The following is a 16,525-nucleotide window of genomic DNA, read 5'->3' as shown; positions in this document are numbered from 1 at the left end:
GACGATTCCGATCCGGCCGACGATGAGGACAGGGATGAGGACAGGATGGGCTCCGTGAGGTCCTACGACGACGACACGCTGCCGCTGCAACCGCCGATCCGGCTCCCCGACGCCGCCACCCTGGCCTCCGCGGTCCGTGCCGCGCCGCTCGCGGGCGAGCTGAAGGCCCTGCTCGACCCGCCCGACGGCCCGCAGGCCGCCCTGTCCGACGCCTCGCAGGCCGAGGAAGGAGACGAGCGTGCCGGTGACGCGCGGGTGCTGGAGGCGTGGGCGCGGGTGTGCCGGACGCGGCTGGCCGCCGACGAGCGGCTGCTGCTGGAGCTCATCCGCATGTTCCTGTCCAGGGAGCCGGTCGCCGGGCGGGTGCCCCAGGCGCTGACCGACCTGGGGCTGGTGCGGCAGGCGGAGCCGTACACGCTGAGCTGGCTCGGGCTGTGGGTGGCGCGGCTGATCATCGCCGAGACCGCCGGGCAGGAGATCCCCGTCATGGGGACGCTGGCCGGCGCCGACGCCGCCACGCTGCTGCACGGCCTGCGCTCCTACCCCGAGGCCGAGCGGAGCGAGGAGCTTGCGGGCTGGCTGGCCGGCCGCGACCGCGAGCGGGCCGCCGCCGAGATCGCCGGGGCGCTGGCGGGGGTGAGCCCGCTGAGCCGGGCGGTCGGCGTGGAGCTGCTGGAGTCGGGCCTCGGCGAGGAGGGCCGCCGGGCGCTGCGCGGCCTGCTGGAGGAGCCCCGGCTGGGCGCGGTGGTCGCGGCCAGGGCGGGCCGCGAGGAACGGCGGCCCACCCCCGACGAGATCGCCTGGGTGCTGGTGGACATGGCGGCGGCGTTGCTGGAGTTCGGCGGCGGCGAGGCGGGAGAGGTGATCGACTCGATCGCCATGGGGATGGACGCGGAGGAGCAGGCGGGCACGATCGCGATCCTCGCCTTCGGCGACCACCCGTGGACGGGACGGGTCCTGCGGGTCGTCATCGACCACCACCCGGACGAGCGCGTCACGGCCGCGGCCCGCAAGGCCCTGCGCCGCCTGCGCGGCCTCGCCGACATCCGCACCTGACGGGACACGCCTGCGGGAGGCACGGCTCTGCGGGGACGGGACTGCGAGGACACGGCTCTGCGGGTGCGGAACTGCGGGGTCACGGCTCTGCGGGGACCGGACTGCCAGGCACGGCTGCGGGGACGCAGGCCCGCGGGTGCGGCGGGCGGGGCCGCAGGCGCGGCGGGCGGGGCCGGTAAAGTCGGCTTGATGACGAAGCATACGATCTCCCCGCAGAGCGGCATCCTGGGCGACGGCTTCGGCTGCGACTGCGGCGCGGTGCTGGCCGGGCGGATGGCGGCCGAGCTGCACGCCGCCGAGAACGGCCGGTGCTCGGCGTGTCTCGGCTCGGCGGTGGAGCAGCTGGCCCCCGACCTGACGCGCGGGTGCACGGTCTGCGCGGCGACCGGAGGCCGCAAGGAGCAGATCACCTGGCAGCTCGCCCACACCGAGGCCGAGGAGCTGATCACGATGACCGTGGTGCGCGGCATCGTGGCGGGGTTCGACGGGCCGTTCCATCTGTCGGAGATCGCCGACACGGTGCGGGCCGGGTTCGGGCTGCCCGCCGGGCGGCTGCCGGTGGGGCCGCGGGTGCGCGACCTGCTGCTCCAGCTCCAGGCGGCGGGCGAGGTCGCCATGCTGTCGGCCCCCGACGAGCTGCTGGGCACCGACCAGGTGCTCTACCGCGACCCCCAGTGGCAGCGCACCCGCACCCTCGGCCTCTGACCCACACCACCCGCCCGGCAGATCAGAAGCAGCCCGCCACCCGCCCGGCGGGCGTGGAGCGCCCCGCCACCCACCCGGTAGGTCAGAAGCGGCCCGCCACCCGCCCGGCGGGTCAGGGGCGGCAGAGGATCTCGCCGTGCAGGACGGAGAGCCAGGCGTCGTCTGCGGCGGCCCATTCCCGCCAGCCGGCGGCCATGCGCTCCAGGTCGGACTCGGTGGCCGCGCCCGTGGCGAGCGCCTGCTCGGCCAGCGCCGACCGCCGGACGCGGTCGGCCCACATGCCGCCCCACCACGCGCGGTCCTCGGGGGTGGCGAAGCACCAGGTGGAGGAGGTGGCGGTGACCTCCTGGAAGCCGGCGGCGCGGGCCCAGGACAGCAGGCGCCGCCCGGCGTCCGGCTCGCCGCCGTTCGCGCGGGCGAGGCGCTGGTAGAGGGCCATCCAGTCGTCCAGCGCGGGCAGGCGCGGGTACCAGGCGAAGGCCGAGTAGTCGCTGTCCCTGGCCGCGACGTACCCGCCGGGCTTGGTCACCCGGCGCATCTCGCGCAGCGCCCGCACCGGGTCGCCCACGTGCTGGAGCACCTGGTGGGCGTGGACCAGGCAGAAGGTGTCGTCGGGGAAGTCGAGCGCGTGCGCGTCGGCGACGGCGAAGTCCACGTTGCCCAGCCCGCGCGCGCCGATCTCGGCCCTGGCCAGCGCCAGCGCGTCCTCGGTCACCTCCGACGCCGTCACGTGGGCCACCAGCGCGGCCAGGTCCGCGGTGATCGTGCCGGGCCCGCTGCCCACGTCGAGGACCTTCATCGCGGGCCGCAGGTGCGGCAGCAGGTAGGCGGCCGAGTTCGCCGCCGTGCGCCACCGGTGCGAGCGCAGGACGGACTCGTGGTGCCCATGGGTGTAGACGGCGTCCATCGAAAGACTCCTTCACGACGATGTGTGCTCCGACCCTAGCGCGAGTCTCATCTATCGAGAGGATGCGTCTTTCTATTTGAGACGGCGTCGCGCGTCCGGCGTCGCTCGTAGACTGGTCGCGGCAATGTCCCGGCAAAAGGAAGGCGTGGTCGTGGGAGAGGTCCGGCCGATCGTGCACGTGGGCGATCCGGTGCTGCACAATCCGTGCGAGCCGGTCACCCGGTTCGACGGCGAGCTGGCGGCGCTGGTCGACGACATGTTCGCGAGCATGTACGCGGCCGAGGGCGTGGGCCTGGCCGCCAACCAGATCGGCGTGCCGCTGCGCGTGTTCGTCTACGACTGCCCCGACGCCGAGGGCGTCGGCCACAAGGGCGTCGTGGTCAACCCGGCCCTGGAGCTCCCCGGCCTCGGCGAGCGCCGCCTCGACCCCGATGACGAGGGCTGCCTGTCGGTGCCCGGCCAGTTCGCCCCGCTCCCCCGGCCCGACCACGCCACCGTCCACGGCTTCGACGCCGAGGGCAGGCCGGTCACGGTCGAGGGCACCGGCCTGCTGGCCCGCTGCCTCCAGCACGAGACCGACCACCTCGACGGCTACCTGTACATCGACCGCCTGCCGGCCAAACGCCGCAAGCAGGTGTTGGCAGCCTACGAGCAGACCATGGCCGCTAAAGCGGATATTTCTCCGCTATAGTGGAGGAATGCAAGGTGAAGGCGTACTGTCCAGCGGGCTGTCCCTGGCCGAGCTGGGCGGGCGCATCCGCGCCGAGCGGCGCGGGCGCGGGTTGTCCGTCGAGCGTCTGGCCGAGCTGAGCGGCATCAGCCGGAGCATGGTCTCCGACGTCGAGCGCGGCGCGAAGTCGCCGACCGTGCTGGTGCTCGACCGGCTGGCCACGGCCCTCGGCACGTCGATCTCCCGGCTGCTCGACGAACCGGCGCGCGAGGACGTGCGCGTGCTGCGGCACGACCGGCAGCGGGTGCTGCGCGACCCGTCCGGCTGGGAACGGCGGGTGTTGTCGCCGGTGCTGGCCGACGTGGAGTTCGAGTTCATGCGGACCACGATCGGCCCCGGCGTGGACGCGGGCGAGTTCGCCCCGCACGCCCCGGGCTCGCGCGAGTACCTGGCCGTCGAGCGCGGCACGCTGCGCCTGACGATCGACGACCGGCCGTACGAGCTGGCGGCCGGCGACTCGGCCGCCTACCCCGGCGACCACCGCCACGCCTTCGCCAACGACGGGGCCGCCGACTGCGTCTTCTACCTGGCCATGGAGCTGAGTGGCGGCGGCCACCACGAGACCTGGAGGGAATCCCCGCATGGATGAGCTGCGCCGCGCCGGCGTCAGGGCGGCCGAGATCGCGGCCGCCCATCTGGAGGGCGTCCCGGCCGGGCCGGTGTGGCGGCCGGTGCCCGCCGCCGAGCGCGCCTGGCTGGGCGAGCTGCCGCTGCCCGACACCGGGCGTCCGCTCGACGCGCTGCTCGACGACGTGGGCGCCCATGTGCTGCCGTACCCGATGGGCAACGGGCATCCGCGCTTCTTCGGCTGGGTGAACTCGCCGCCCTCCCCCGCCGGCGTGCTCGTCGAGCCGCTGGCCGCCGCGCTCAACCCGAGCTGCGCGGGCGGCGACCACGCGGGCCCGCTGCTGGAGCGTACGGTGGTGCGCTGGCTGGCCGAGCTGGTCGGCTTCCCCCACCCGCCCGGCGGCGGCCTGCTGACCAGCGGCGCGTCGATGGCCACGATCGTCTGCCTGGCCACGGCCCGGCAGCACGCCGCGCTCGCCGACGGCTGGGACGCCCGCGAGGAGGGCCTGCACGGCCGCCCGCCCATGATCATGTATGTCACCGAGGAGGGCCACAGCTGCCTGCACAAGGCGGCCCAGCTGCTCGGCCTCGGCGCCCGGAACGTCCGCAAGGTGCCGGTGGACGCCTCCTTCCGCATGGACGTCGGCGCGCTGCGCACGATGATCGCCGACGACCTGGCGGCGGGCCTGCGGCCGTTCTGCGTGGCGGGCAGCGCGGGCACCGTCAACTCCGGCGCGGTCGATCCGCTCGACGCCATCGCCGACGTGGCCGCCGAGCACGGACTGTGGTTCCACGTGGACGGCGCCTACGGCGCGCTCGGCGTGCTCGACGCGCGCTCGGCGCCCGCCTACGCGGGGCTGGACCGGGCCGACTCGCTGGCCCTGGACCCGCACAAGTGGCTCGGCGTCCCGGTCGGCTGCGGCTGCGCGCTGCTGCGCGACCCGGCCGCCGCGCGGGCCGCCTTCAGCCTGGTGCCGTCGTACCTGATCGACGACAACGCCGACGACCTGGGCTGGTTCGCCGAGTACGGGCCCGAGCAGACCCGTCCGTTCCGGGCGCTGAAGACCTGGGCGACGCTGTCGTACCTGGGCAGGGAGGGCGTCACGCGCCTGGTCGAGCACACCGGCGGCCTGGCGCGCACGCTGGCCGCCATGGTCGAGCAGGCCCCGGACTTCGAGCTGCTCGCGCCGGTCGCCACCTCCATCACGGCCTTCCGCCACACGCCCGCGACGGCCGGACCCGGCGGGCTCGACGCGCTCAACCGGGCCCTGCCGGACGCGGTCCAGGCTCGCGGCAACGCCTTCCTCACCGGCACCCGCCTGGGTGGCCGGGACGCGCTGCGGGCCTGCTTCCTGCATCCCGACACCACCGAGGACGACCTGGCGATCCTGCTGGAGGAGATCCGCCTGGCGGCGAAGACGCTCTGAGGCCCGGTAAAGGGCTTCTCCGCGGACGTACCGGACACGCATGGCCGGACGCCGGGATCCGACAAAGCCCTGTGAGCTCTCCCCCGGCCCGGGTAGTAAGCGGCCGGGACGTGAGCAATCAGGAGGATCCCATGGCAGAGACCGTGGCAGACGTGATGACTTCCCACCCGGCGACGGTCGAGTGCGACCAGCCGGTGTCGGCCGCCGCGGCGCTCATGCGCGACAACGACGCGGGCGCGGTGATCGTCAACGAGAACGGGCGCATGAAGGGCATCGTCACCGACCGGGACATCACGATCCGGGTGGTGGCCGCCGAGCGGGGGCCGGAGACGCCGGTCAGGGAGGCGTGCAGCCCGTCGGTCGAGGCGGTCGGGCCCGACACGAGCATCGACCAGGCCGTGCAGATCATGCGCTCGCACGCCGTGCGCCGCCTTCCGGTCGTCGAGGACGGCCGTCCCGTCGGCATCGTGAGCCTGGGCGACCTGGCGGTGGAGCGCGACCCGGACTCCGCGCTCGCCGACATCTCGTCCGCGGAGGGCAACCGCTAACGTGGCTGTGTGATCACCGTCGAGGACGTCCGGCGCTTCGCGCGCACCCTTCCGCGCTCGTCCGAGCACCTGATCCGGGACCGCGTCAAGTTCCGCGTCGGAAAGATCGTCTACGTGGCGTTCTCGCGGGACGAGACGCTGATGGGCTTCGGGTTCCCAAAGGAGGAACGCGAGGCCCTGGTGGCGGCCGAGCCGGACAAGTTCCTCATGCCCGGCGAGTCCGATCTGCGCTTCAACTGGGTGGTCGCCCGCATGGACGCCCTCGACGCGGCGGAGATGCGGGAGCTGGTGCTGGAGGCGTGGCGCATGTGCGTCCCCAAGAAGGTCCGCCTGGAACAGCAACTCCAGACCGGCCCCTGACCCGTTCCGCCGCGGCTACGACACCGAGCGATGGAGGGCCGCGGTCAGGTCGGTGACGCGTTTGACCGAGCCGCTCCACGCGCTGCCCGCCGGATGGGCGGTGAGCACCGCCATGACCAGGCGGTCGCCGGCGCCGGCCAGGCCCGTCGTGTGCAGCACGGGCCGGCCGTAGTCGGGCACGCCCGAGCCGGTGGCGCGCTGCGCGATCCACGAGACGGGCGCGGCCAGGGCCTTGGGGTCGCACCTGCCGGGCGGCGTCGCGCCGAACCCCGACCAGCCCTGCTTGACCGCCCACGGCCTCGGCACCGCGCGCGGGATGCCGAAGGTCTGGTCGAAGCCGTCGGTGCCGCACGGCGTGGAGGCGCGCAGGTGGCCGAGGACGAGGTCGCGCACCCGGGCGTCGGCGGTGTCGAGCAGGTAGCGGTAGGTGCGGACGACGTCGTACGCGCTGAGCGAGGTGTAGCCCCAGAAGCCGGGCTTGGACGCGGGCGGCGGGGTGGTGTCGGCCAGGCCGAGCCGGCGGGCGGTCCGGACGATGATCTGCCCCTTGCCGTCGCGGTCCCAGAACGCCGAGGCGGCGTCGTCGTCGCTGGAGCGCAGCATGATCTTCAGCAGCCGGGCGTCGGCCGGGGGCACGCTCTTGCGCCGCTCCAGGTAGTCGATCGCGATGAGGATCTTGACGACCGACGCCGAGCGGAACTTGCGGTGGGCGTTCCGGACGGCGACGATCTTGCCCGCCTTCCTGTCGAACACCACCCAGGCCGCCGTGGTGCCCGGGGGCACCTGGATCGGGCGGGCGACGGCGGCGTGGACGGGCGTGGCCAGGGCGACGACGGGGACGACCGCCGCCGCGGCGGCCAGAGGCTTCATTCGCACCCGCCTATAACTACCAGATTGTGGCGTCCACCCCTTGACCGTCCAACGAAAGCGGGTATAAACACAGGAGAAACCAAACAGAAACGGCGGTGAACCAACATCATGTACGCCGAGGAGCGGCAGCAGGAGATCCTCCGCAGAGCGCGGGACGCGGGCCGCGTCGACGTGGTGCGGCTGGCCGCCGAGCTCGACGTGACCACCGAGACGATCCGCCGCGACCTGACCGCGCTGGAGCGGGCGGGCGTGCTGCGCCGGGTGCACGGCGGCGCGATCCCCGTGGAGCGCCTGGGGTTCGAGCCCGCGCTGGCCGCCCGCGACGAGGTGATGACCGCGGAGAAGGAGCGCATCGCCAAGGCGGCCCTGGCCGAGCTGCCCGAGGACGGCTCGGTCATCATCGACGCCGGCACCACCACCGGCCGCCTGGTCCAGGCACTGCCCGCCGACCGCGAGCTCACTGTGATCGTCAACTCACCGCCGCTGGCCACCGTCCTGGCCTCGCGGGCCAACCTCCAGGTGATCGTGCTGGGCGGGCGGCTGCGCGGCAAGACGCTGGCCACGGTCGACGACTGGGCGCTGCGCCCGCTGGCGCACCTCAACGTCGACGTCGCGTTCATGGGCGCCAACGGCTGCTCGCCCGCCCGGGGCCTGACCACGCCCGACCCGGCCGAGGCGGCGATCAAGCGGGCCATGGTCCGGGCCGCGCAGCGCAGCGTGCTGCTGGCCGACCACACCAAGTTCGGCAACACCTACCTGGCCACGTTCGCCGAGCTGGGCGAGATCGACGTGGTGATCACCGATGCCGGGATCGACCCGGCGCTGGCCGCCGACGTCGCCGCGGCCGGGCCGGAGGTGATCCGCGCGTGATCCTCACGTTGACGCTCAACCCGAGCCTCGACCGCACGATCGAGATCGCCGCCCTGGCCAGGGGCGCGGTGATCCGGGCCGCGCGGGCCCGGCTCGACCCGGGCGGCAAGGGCGTCAACGTCTCGCGGGCGCTGCTGGCCAACGGCGTCGCCGCCCGCGCCGTGCTGCCCTTCGCCGGGGACGAGGGCGCGCAGCTCGTCCGCCTGCTGGCCGCCGAGGGCCTGGACATGGTCACCGTCCCCGTGGCGGGCACGACCCGGTCCAACGTCACGCTCGCCGAGCCCGACGGCACGGTCACCAAGATCAACGAGCCGGGGCCCGCGTTGTCGGCGGCCGAGCTGGACACGATCGCCGAGACCGTGCTGGCCGCGGCGCGGGAGGCGGACTGGGTGGTGGCCTCGGGCAGCCTGCCGCCCGGCGTGCCCGCCGACGTCTACGCCCGGCTGTGCCGCCGCTTCGCCGCCGCGGGCCTGCACGTCGCCGTGGACACCAGCGGCCCGGCTCTCGCCCGTGCGCTGGAGGCCGGTCCGGCGCTGGTCAAGCCCAACCTCGACGAGCTGGCCGCGGTGACCGGCCGGCCGTTGCGCCGGGTCGGCGACGTGGTCGAGGCGGCGGCCGGGCTGCGCGCCGCGGGCGCCCGCACGGTGCTGGCCAGCCTCGGGGCCGACGGCGCCGTCCTCGTCCAGGACGACGGCGTCTGGTACGGCGAGGCCGCGGTCACCGGGCCGCGCAGCTCCGTCGGCGCCGGCGACGCCATGCTGGCCGGGTTCCTGGCCGCGGGCGGGCACGGCGTCCCCGCCCTGGCCGAGGCGCTGGCCTGGGGCGCGGCGGCGGTCCGGCTGCCCGGCAGCAGGATGCCCGGCCCCGCCGACATCGACCGCGCCGGGGTGCGCACGGGAGCCCCCGACCCGGCCCGCCCGCTCACCGTCCCGCACGCGCCGCCCGTCCCGGAGCCGGTCGCCCCCTCACCGCACGGCTGATCCACTGCTCATCCCCCCGAAGGAGCACGTCCATGGCCGACAGTTACACCCCTCCGGTCTACGGCACCGGAGTCAAGGCCACCATCCAGCGCCTAGGCGGCCATCTGGCCGGGATGATCATGCCGAACATCGGCGCGTTCATCGCCTGGGGCCTGATCACCGCGCTGTTCATCCCCACCGGCTGGCTGCCGGACAAGGAGCTGGCCGCGCTGGTCGACCCGGTCATCAAGGCCCTGCTGCCGATCCTCATCGCCTACACCGGCGGCCGCATGGTCCATGGGCAGCGCGGCGCGGTCGTCGGCGCGGTGGCGGCGATGGGCGTGGTCGTGGGCTCGGACATCCCGATGTTCCTGGGCGCGATGATCGTCGGCCCGCTCGCCGCCGTGATCCTGAAATATGTGGACAAGTTCACTGAGCAGCGGACCCGGGCCGGGTTCGAGATGCTGGTGGACAACTTCACCGCCGGCATCGTGGGCGCCGCGATGGCCGTGGCCGGGGTGCTGGGCATCGGGCCGGTCGTCCGGGTGGTCACCGACGCGGCGGGCCAGGCGGTCGAGTGGCTGATCACCAACAACCTGCTGCCGGTGGCCTCGGTGCTGATCGAGCCGGCCAAGGTGCTGTTCCTGAACAACGCGGTCAACCACGGCGTGCTGGGGCCGCTGGGGGTGGCCGAGGCGGTGCGGCAGGGCAAGTCGATCCTGTTCATGCTGGAGTCGAACCCCGGCCCAGGGCTCGGGCTGCTGGTGGCGTACCTGCTGTTCGGGCCGCGTCCGCTGCGGCCGAGCACGCCCGCCGCGATGATCATCCACTTCTTCGGCGGCATCCACGAGATCTACTTCCCGTACGTGCTGATGAAGCCGCGGCTCATCCTGGCCGTCATCGCGGGCGGCGCGGCCGGCGTGTTCACCTTCATGATCACCGGCGCGGGCCTGGTCGCCACGCCCTCCCCCGGCAGCATCTTCGCCTACCTCGCGGTGACGCCGCGCGGCGGCTGGCTCGGCTCGATCGCCGGGATCGCGGTGGCCACGGCCGTGTCGTTCGCCGTCGCCGCCGTGCTGCTGGGCTTCGGCCGGGGCGAGAAGGAGCCGGCGCCGGACGTCCCCGGCCCGCAGGACGCCGTCGCGGACCCGCCGGCGCCCGAACCCGCGAGCCCCGAGCCTGTCAGCACCGAACCCGCGAGCCCCGAGCCCGCGAACACCCGACCCGTCAGGACCGAACCCGTCAGCAAGGAGGCGTGAGCCGTGGCCGGCATCGACAGCAAGGACATCCACAAGATCGTCGTGGCCTGCGACGCGGGCATGGGCAGCAGCGTCATGCTCGCCTCACAGCTCCGCAAGCAGCTCAAGGAGAGCGGCGTCACCGTCGAGCACACTCCGGTGAACTCCATCCCCGCCGACGCCGACGTCGTCGTGTGCCACTCCGGGCTGGCGGCCCGGGCCAGGGCCGCCGCGCCGGGCAAGGCGCTGGTGTCCTTCCAGGTCTTCCTCGGCGACCCGGCGGTGACCGCGCTGGTGAACACCATCAGGAACGGCGGCGCCGTCGATGCGTGAGGACCTGCTCGACGCGCGGGCGATCCTGCTGCACGAGAGCGCGGCCTCGCGGGAGGAGGCCGTCCGCCGGTGCGGGCGGGTGCTGGTGGAGGTGGGAGCGGTGGCGGAGCCGTACGTCGAGGCGATGCTCGAACGCGAGCGCACGATCTCCACCTACGTCGGCGAGGGGGTGGCCGTCCCGCACGGCACGGCCGCCTCCAAGCGGGACGTCACGCGCGACGCGATCTGCGTCGTGCGCTTCCCCGGCGGGATCGACTGGGACGGCGAGCGCGTCACGCTGTGCGTGGGCATCGCCGCCGCCGGCGACGGGCACGTGCCGCTGCTGGCGGCGCTGGCCGAGATCCTGCTCGACCCCGACCGGGCCAGGGCGTTGCGCGAGGCGACGGAGCCGGGCCAGGTGCTGAAGGAGCTGACGTGAAGGTAGCCAGGTTCCACGCCCCGGGCGACATCAGGATCGAGGACGCGCCGGAGCCGCAGGCCGGGCCGGGCGAGCTGAAGATCCGGGTGCGCAACTGCTCGACCTGCGGCACCGACGCCAAGATCTTCCGGTACGGCCACCACCACATCAGGCCGCCGCGCGTGATGGGCCACGAGATCGCCGGCGAGGTCGTGGGCACCGGGGCGCGGGTGCAGGTGATCGCCGCCATCCCGTGCGGGACGTGCGCGGAGTGCCGCCGAGGCCGCCTGACCGTCTGCCCGCGCCAGGAGTCGATGGGCTACCACTACGACGGCGGCTTCGCCGAGTACGTGGTCGTCCCGGCCAAGGTGCTGGCGGTGAACGGCGTCAACCCCGTTCCGGACGGCGTCGGGTTCGCCGAGGCGTCGGTGGCCGAGCCGCTGGCCTGCGTGCTCAACGGCCAGTCGCTGGCCGGGGTGGGCGCGGGCGACGACGTCGTGGTGATGGGCGCCGGCCCGATCGGCTGCCTGCACGTACGGCTGGCGCGGGCGCGCGGCGCGTCCCGGGTCTTCCTGGTGGACGTCAACGCCGACCGGCTGGCGATGGCGGCCGAGCTGGTGCGTCCCGACGCGGTGATCGACTCCGACGCCGTCGGGCAGGTGCTCAAGCTGACCGGTGGCCGCGGCGCCGACGTCGTGATCACCGCGGCGGCCTCCGGCGCGGCCCAGGAGCAGGCGGTCCGGATGGCCGCCCGGCAGGGCCGCGTGAGCTTCTTCGGCGGGCTGCCGAAGGACGACCCGGTCATCGCGCTCGACGCCAACCTGGTCCACTACCGGGAGCTGACCATCGTGGGCGCGAACGGCTCCAGCCCCGCGCACAACGCCGAGGCCCTGCGCCTGGTGGCCGAGGGCGCCGTCGTGGTGTCCGACCTGATCACCCACCGGCTGCCGCTGCCCCGGGTGCTCGACGGGATCGACCTCGTCAGCACGGGCAAGGCGATCAAGGTGACGATAGAACCCTGAAGGAGGTTGGCGATGGCGAGTCGAACGGTGGCCGTGGCCTGCGCCGGCGGCCTGCACGCGCGTCCGGCGAAGGTGTTCGTGCGGGAGGCGGCCCGGCTCGGGGTGCCGGTGCGGGTGCGGCTCGGCGAGCGGTCGGTGCCGGCCGGCAGCATGCTGGGGGTGTTGTCGCTGGGCGCGGCGCAGGGCACGGTGGTGACGCTGGAGGCCGAGGGCGCGGGCGCCGAGGAGGCGCTCGACGCGCTGGCCGCCCTGCTGTCCCGCGACCTCGACGCCGTCCCCGCGTCCGGCGCGGCGGAAGCGGCGGCTGAGACGGCAAGCGGGGCGGCGGCCGGGGCCGGTGAGACGCTCGATGGCTGAGGCGACGCTGAAGGGGGTGGGGGTCAGCCAGGGCCGCACCGCCGGGCCCGTGGTGCGGATGGCGGCCCCGCCGGTGCTGCCCGCCCCCCGCCGGGTCACCGACCCGGGCGCCGAGACGGCCGCCGCCGCGAAGGCGCTCGACGCCCTCGCCGCCGACCTGGAACGCCGGGCCGCCCACGCCGGCGCCGAAGGGGCCGAGATCCTGGAGGCGCTGGCCATGATGGCCGCCGACCCGGAGCTGCGCGAGCAGGCCGAGGCGCACGTGCGCGACGACGGCCTGGACGCCCCCCACGCCCTGGACGCCGCCTTCTCCGCGCACCAGGAGGCCCTGGCCGCACTCGGCGGCTACCTCGCCGAGCGGGCCGCCGACCTCGACGACCTCAGGTCCCGCGCGGTGGCCGCCGCCCTGGGCCTGCCCATGCCGGGCGTGCCCGACCCCGGCCATCCGTTCGTGCTGGTGGCCGCGGACCTGTCGCCCGCCGACACCGTCGGCCTGGGCCCGCGGGTGCTGGCGCTGGTGACCGAGCGCGGCGGGCCCACCAGCCACACCGCCATCCTGGCCCGCGGCCGCGGCCTGCCCGCCGTGGTGGCCTGCGCGGGCGTCACGGACGTCCCCGACGGGACGCTGGTCGGCGTGGACGGCGTCACCGGCGAGGTCACGGTCGGCCTCACCGGCGAGGAGGCCGATCGCGTACGCGAGTCCGACCGGCGCGACCGCGAGCGGCTGGCGGCCAGCGCCGGGCCGGGCAGGACGGCCGACGGCCACCCGGTGAGGCTGCTGCACAACATCGGCTCGGCCGCGGACCTGCGGCCGGGCGCGGAGGGCGTGGGCCTGTTCCGCACCGAGTTCCTGTTCCTCGACCGCAGGCGGCCGCCGTCCCACGAGGAGCAGGTCACCGCGTACGCGGAGGTGTTCGCGCAGGTGTGCGCCACGGGCGGGCCGGTGACCGTGCGCACGCTCGACGCCGGCACCGACAAGCCGCTGCCCTTCCTCGGCCTGCCGGCCGAGCCCAACCCGGCGCTGGGCGTGCGCGGCCTGCGCGTCGACCGGGTGCTGCCCGGCGTCCTGGACGCCCAGCTCGACGCCATCGCCGAGGCCGCCCGCGCCACGGGCGCCGACGTGCGGGTGATGGCCCCGATGGTGACCACGGCGCGCGAGGCCGCCGACTTCGCCCGCCGCGTGCGCGCCCGCGGCCTCGCCCGCGCGGGCGTGATGGTCGAGGTGCCCGCCGCCGCCCTCCAGGCCGACGAGCTGCTGGCCGAGGTGGACTTCCTCAGCGTCGGCACCAACGATCTGGCCCAGTACACCTTCGCCGCCGACCGGCAGCATCCCGGCCTGTCCGACCTGCTCGACCCGGCTCAGCCCGCCCTGCTGCGGCTGGTCGGCATGTGCGCCGAGGCCGGGCTGCGGGCGGGCAAGCCGGTCGGGGTGTGCGGCGAGGCCGCCGGCGACCCGGCGGTCGCGCCGCTGCTGGTGGGGCTCGGGGTGTCCAGCCTGTCGATGGCCCCGGTGTGCGTGCCCGTCGTCCGCGAGGCGCTGGCGGCCCTCACCCTGGAGGAGTGCCGGGAGCGCGCCCGCCTGCCGCGGCGATGACCGGTCAGCCGACCGGCTCGGGGTTGTGGGCCCTGAGCCGGAGCCGGTCGTCCTCGACGTCCACGGTGACCTTGCCGCCCTCGGCCACCTCGCCGGTCAGCAGCATCGTGGACAGGCGGTTGTCCAGTTCCCGCTGCACGGTCCGGCGCAGCGGGCGGGCGCCGAACTCGGGCTGGTAGCCGCGCCGGGCCAGCCAGTCCTTGGCCTCGTCGGTGACCTCCAGGGTGACGTTCTGGCCGCGCAGCCGCTGCCGGGTGCGCTCCAGCAGCAGGTCCACGATCTGGCGCAGCTGCTCGCGTTCCAGCCGCTTGAAGACGATCACCTCGTCGATGCGGTTGAGCAGCTCGGGGCGCAGGGAGTGGCGCAGCAGGTCCATGAGCTCGTCCTGCAGGCGCGGGGTGTCGCCCTCGGCGTCCAGGATGAGCTGGGCGCCGATGTTGCTGGTCATGATGACGATGGTGTTGGTGAAGTCGACCGTGCGACCCTGGCCGTCGGTCAGGCGTCCGTCGTCGAGCATCTGGAGCAGGATGTTCATGACGTCGGGGTGGGCCTTCTCGATCTCGTCGAGCAGGATGACGCCGTGCGGGCGGCGGCGGACGGCCTCGGTGAGCTGGCCGGCCTCCTCGTAGCCGACGTACCCGGGGGGCGCGCCGATCAGGCGGGAGACGGTGTGCCGCTCCTGGAACTCGCTCATGTCGATGCGCACCATGTGGTCCTCGCCGCCGAACAGCGCGGCGGCCAGCGCCCTGGCCAGCTCGGTCTTGCCGACGCCGGTCGGGCCGAGGAACAGGAAGCTGCCGATGGGCCGGTTGGGGTCCGACAGGCCCGCCCTGGCCCTGCGTACCGCCTCGGCGATGGCGGTGACGGCCTCGTCCTGGCCGATGACCCGCTCGTGCAGGTGCTCCTCCAGCCGCATCAGCCGCTCGCGCTCCTGCTCGGTGAGCTGGGTGACGGGGATGCCGGTACGCCGGGAGACGACCTCGGCGATGTCCTCCACCATGACCTGCGGGACGGTGTCGTGGCCCTGCCGGGCGCGGTCCAGCTCGGGACGGAGCTTGTCGATCTGGACGGTGAGCTCCTTGGCCCGGTCGAAGTCGTCGGAGGTGACCGCCTGGTCCTTGTCGCGGCGCAGCGACTCCAGGCGTTCCTCCAGCTCGCGCACGTCGCTGCCGGGGGTGCGCGAGCGCAGCCGGACCCGGGCCGAGGCCTGGTCCATCAGGTCGATGGCCTTGTCGGGCAGGAAACGGTCGGAGATGTAGCGGGCCGAGAGGTTGGCGGCGGCGTCCAGGGCCTCGTCGGTGATGCGAACCTGGTGGTGGGCCTCGTAGGCGTCGCGCAGCCCGGCCAGGATCTCGACCGTCTGCTCGACGGTGGGCTCGCTGACCAGGATGGGCTGGAAACGGCGTTCGAGCGCGGCGTCCTTCTCGATGTTCTTGCGGTACTCGTCGATCGTGGTGGCGGCGATGACGTGCAGCTCGCCGCGGGCCAGGGCGGGCTTGAGGATGTTGGCCGCGTCCATGCCGCCCTCGGCCGAGCCGGCGCCGACCAGGGTGTGCACCTCGTCGATGAAGACGATGGTCTCGTCGGCGTGCGCGCGCACCTCGTCGATGACCTTCTTGATGCGCTCCTCGAACTCGCCCCGGTACTTCGACCCGGCGACCATGCCGGTCAGGTCGAGCGCGACGACGCGGCGGTCCTTGAGCGTGTCGGGCACGCTGCCGTTGACGATGCGCTGGGCGATGCCCTCGACGATGGCGGTCTTGCCGACGCCGGGCTCGCCGATCAGGCACGGGTTGTTCTTGGTGCGCCGCGAGAGCACCTCGATGGCCTGCTCGATCTCGTCCTCGCGGCCGACGACCGGGTCGATCCTGCCCTGCCTGGCCTCCTCGGTCAGGTCGCGGCCGTACTCGTCGAGCGCGGGGGTGTCCGTGGGCCGCCGCCCGTCGCCGTGCTGCTGGCGGGACGCACCGGACATGATGGCCTGCTGCAGCTCGTTGGCCGAGACGCCCTGCTCCTGGAGCAGCCGGGCGGCCGCGGAGTCGGGGTTGGCGGCCAGGGCGAGCAGCAGGTGCTCGGGGCCGATGTAGGAGGACTGGAGGGCGCGGGAGATGCGCTGGGCGTCCAGGACTGCGCGTTTGGCCGCCGGGGTGAGCGTGGTGGGCGGCTCGGCGCCGGTGCCGGGTCCGGCCAGGGCGTCGATGCGGTCGCGCAGCCTGCCGAGGTCGACGCCCGCCGCCTGCATCAGCGGGCGGGTGGCGTCGGACTCGGTCAGCGCGTCGAGGACGTCGAGGACGTCCATGTCCTGGGCGCCGCGCTGCCCGGCGACCTCCAGGGCCCGGCTGAGCACCTCCCTGGCCGAGGCGCTGAGCAGCTTGCCCACGTCGACCCGCTGCACGCTGGGACGGGACGGCGGCCAGCCTTCCATCCCGCCGAACACCCGCCCTGTGAGCTCCTCGAACCCCCTGAACGGATCTCCCCCGAAGAACGACCTGAACGGCATGTCGGACATTTGATCTCCCCCTAGTGCATCAGGGGGACATCTAGCCGAAGAAGCCGCAAGTCATAGCCAGCAATCGGCAAAGGGA

18 protein-coding genes are annotated in these 16,525 nt (G+C 74.2%); 15 read left to right on the top strand and 3 right to left on the bottom strand.

Annotated elements, in window-relative coordinates; genetic code table 11:
• The first annotated feature begins 54 nt into the window (after positions 1 to 54).
• Positions 55 to 1,056 (top strand): hypothetical protein, encoded by a 1,002-nt coding sequence (locus tag AB0C33_RS12045; protein ID WP_358286422.1) that lies wholly within the window; start codon positions 55 to 57, stop codon positions 1,054 to 1,056.
• Between the two features lie 189 nt (positions 1,057 to 1,245).
• Positions 1,246 to 1,761, top strand: coding sequence for a hypothetical protein (locus tag AB0C33_RS12040; RefSeq protein WP_358286420.1), 516 nt, complete (start codon positions 1,246 to 1,248; stop codon positions 1,759 to 1,761).
• A 112-nt stretch (positions 1,762 to 1,873) separates the two neighbouring features.
• Here AB0C33_RS12040 and AB0C33_RS12035 read toward each other — a convergent pair whose 3' ends face one another.
• Entirely contained in the window at positions 1,874 to 2,668 is a 795-nt protein-coding gene (locus AB0C33_RS12035) for a methyltransferase domain-containing protein (RefSeq protein ID WP_358286418.1), read from the bottom strand.
• Positions 2,669 to 2,792: 124 nt separating this feature from the next.
• Here AB0C33_RS12035 and def point away from each other — a divergent pair, with 124 nt between their 5' ends.
• From def to AB0C33_RS12010, 5 genes are all read left to right on the top strand, one after another.
• Complete coding sequence (gene def / locus AB0C33_RS12030; protein WP_358286416.1) at positions 2,793 to 3,359, top strand: peptide deformylase; 567 nt, start codon at positions 2,793 to 2,795, stop codon at positions 3,357 to 3,359.
• A gap of 7 nt (positions 3,360 to 3,366) precedes the next feature.
• Entirely contained in the window at positions 3,367 to 3,987 is a 621-nt protein-coding gene (locus AB0C33_RS12025; RefSeq protein WP_358286414.1) for an XRE family transcriptional regulator, read from the top strand.
• Positions 3,980 to 5,392, top strand: coding sequence for an aminotransferase class V-fold PLP-dependent enzyme (locus AB0C33_RS12020; protein ID WP_358286412.1), 1,413 nt, complete (start codon positions 3,980 to 3,982; stop codon positions 5,390 to 5,392). The genes AB0C33_RS12025 and AB0C33_RS12020 overlap by 8 nt, the downstream gene beginning before the upstream one ends.
• Before the next feature lie 131 nt (positions 5,393 to 5,523).
• On the top strand, positions 5,524 to 5,940 hold the full coding sequence (locus tag AB0C33_RS12015; protein ID WP_358286410.1) for a CBS domain-containing protein: 417 nt from the start codon (positions 5,524 to 5,526) through the stop codon (positions 5,938 to 5,940).
• 9 nt (positions 5,941 to 5,949) lie between these two features.
• Positions 5,950 to 6,300 (top strand): MmcQ/YjbR family DNA-binding protein, encoded by a 351-nt coding sequence (locus tag AB0C33_RS12010; RefSeq protein ID WP_352350971.1) that lies wholly within the window; start codon positions 5,950 to 5,952, stop codon positions 6,298 to 6,300.
• Positions 6,301 to 6,315: 15 nt separating this feature from the next.
• Here AB0C33_RS12010 and AB0C33_RS12005 read toward each other — a convergent pair whose 3' ends face one another.
• The gene (locus AB0C33_RS12005) at positions 6,316 to 7,170 is read right to left on the bottom strand and encodes a hypothetical protein (protein WP_358286408.1); all 855 of its coding nucleotides are present in this window, start codon (positions 7,168 to 7,170) and stop codon (positions 6,316 to 6,318) included.
• 108 nt (positions 7,171 to 7,278) lie between these two features.
• On the opposite strand from AB0C33_RS12005, the gene AB0C33_RS12000 reads away from it, so the two are divergent.
• From AB0C33_RS12000 to ptsP, 8 genes are read left to right on the top strand one after another with little or no spacing between them, the layout of a single operon-like run.
• Positions 7,279 to 8,040, top strand: a complete 762-nt coding sequence (locus tag AB0C33_RS12000; protein WP_352350975.1) for a DeoR/GlpR family DNA-binding transcription regulator — start codon at positions 7,279 to 7,281, stop codon at positions 8,038 to 8,040.
• Positions 8,037 to 9,020, top strand: a complete 984-nt coding sequence (gene pfkB / locus AB0C33_RS11995) for a 1-phosphofructokinase (RefSeq protein WP_358286406.1) — start codon at positions 8,037 to 8,039, stop codon at positions 9,018 to 9,020. Before AB0C33_RS12000 ends, pfkB begins: the two co-directional genes overlap by 4 nt.
• Before the next feature lie 32 nt (positions 9,021 to 9,052).
• On the top strand, positions 9,053 to 10,258 hold the full coding sequence (locus tag AB0C33_RS11990; RefSeq protein WP_358286404.1) for a PTS mannitol transporter subunit IICB: 1,206 nt from the start codon (positions 9,053 to 9,055) through the stop codon (positions 10,256 to 10,258).
• 3 nt (positions 10,259 to 10,261) lie between these two features.
• Positions 10,262 to 10,570: a PTS lactose transporter subunit IIB gene (locus tag AB0C33_RS11985; RefSeq protein WP_358286402.1), complete on the top strand. Its 309-nt coding sequence runs from the start codon at positions 10,262 to 10,264 to the stop codon at positions 10,568 to 10,570.
• A complete protein-coding gene (locus tag AB0C33_RS11980) occupies positions 10,563 to 10,988 on the top strand; it encodes a PTS sugar transporter subunit IIA (protein ID WP_358011434.1) in 426 nt (141 codons plus the stop codon). Before AB0C33_RS11985 ends, AB0C33_RS11980 begins: the two co-directional genes overlap by 8 nt.
• The gene (locus AB0C33_RS11975; protein ID WP_358286400.1) at positions 10,985 to 11,989 is read left to right on the top strand and encodes a zinc-dependent dehydrogenase; all 1,005 of its coding nucleotides are present in this window, start codon (positions 10,985 to 10,987) and stop codon (positions 11,987 to 11,989) included. The genes AB0C33_RS11980 and AB0C33_RS11975 overlap by 4 nt, the downstream gene beginning before the upstream one ends.
• 12 nt (positions 11,990 to 12,001) lie before the next feature.
• Complete coding sequence (locus tag AB0C33_RS11970) at positions 12,002 to 12,346, top strand: HPr family phosphocarrier protein (protein ID WP_358286398.1); 345 nt, start codon at positions 12,002 to 12,004, stop codon at positions 12,344 to 12,346.
• Positions 12,339 to 13,940 (top strand): phosphoenolpyruvate--protein phosphotransferase, encoded by a 1,602-nt coding sequence (ptsP, locus tag AB0C33_RS11965; protein ID WP_358286396.1) that lies wholly within the window; start codon positions 12,339 to 12,341, stop codon positions 13,938 to 13,940. The genes AB0C33_RS11970 and ptsP overlap by 8 nt, the downstream gene beginning before the upstream one ends.
• A gap of 4 nt (positions 13,941 to 13,944) precedes the next feature.
• On the opposite strand, the gene AB0C33_RS11960 is transcribed toward ptsP, so the two are convergent.
• Positions 13,945 to 16,449: an ATP-dependent Clp protease ATP-binding subunit gene (locus AB0C33_RS11960; protein WP_358286394.1), complete on the bottom strand. Its 2,505-nt coding sequence runs from the start codon at positions 16,447 to 16,449 to the stop codon at positions 13,945 to 13,947.
• Positions 16,450 to 16,525: the final 76 nt, after the last annotated feature.

This window comes from Nonomuraea sp. NPDC048881, from assembly GCF_040649795.1.
GTDB lineage: Bacteria > Actinomycetota > Actinomycetes > Streptosporangiales > Streptosporangiaceae > Nonomuraea.
Note: the sequence above shows the minus strand (reverse complement) of the source record. Positions and strands in the feature narration are given on the sequence as shown.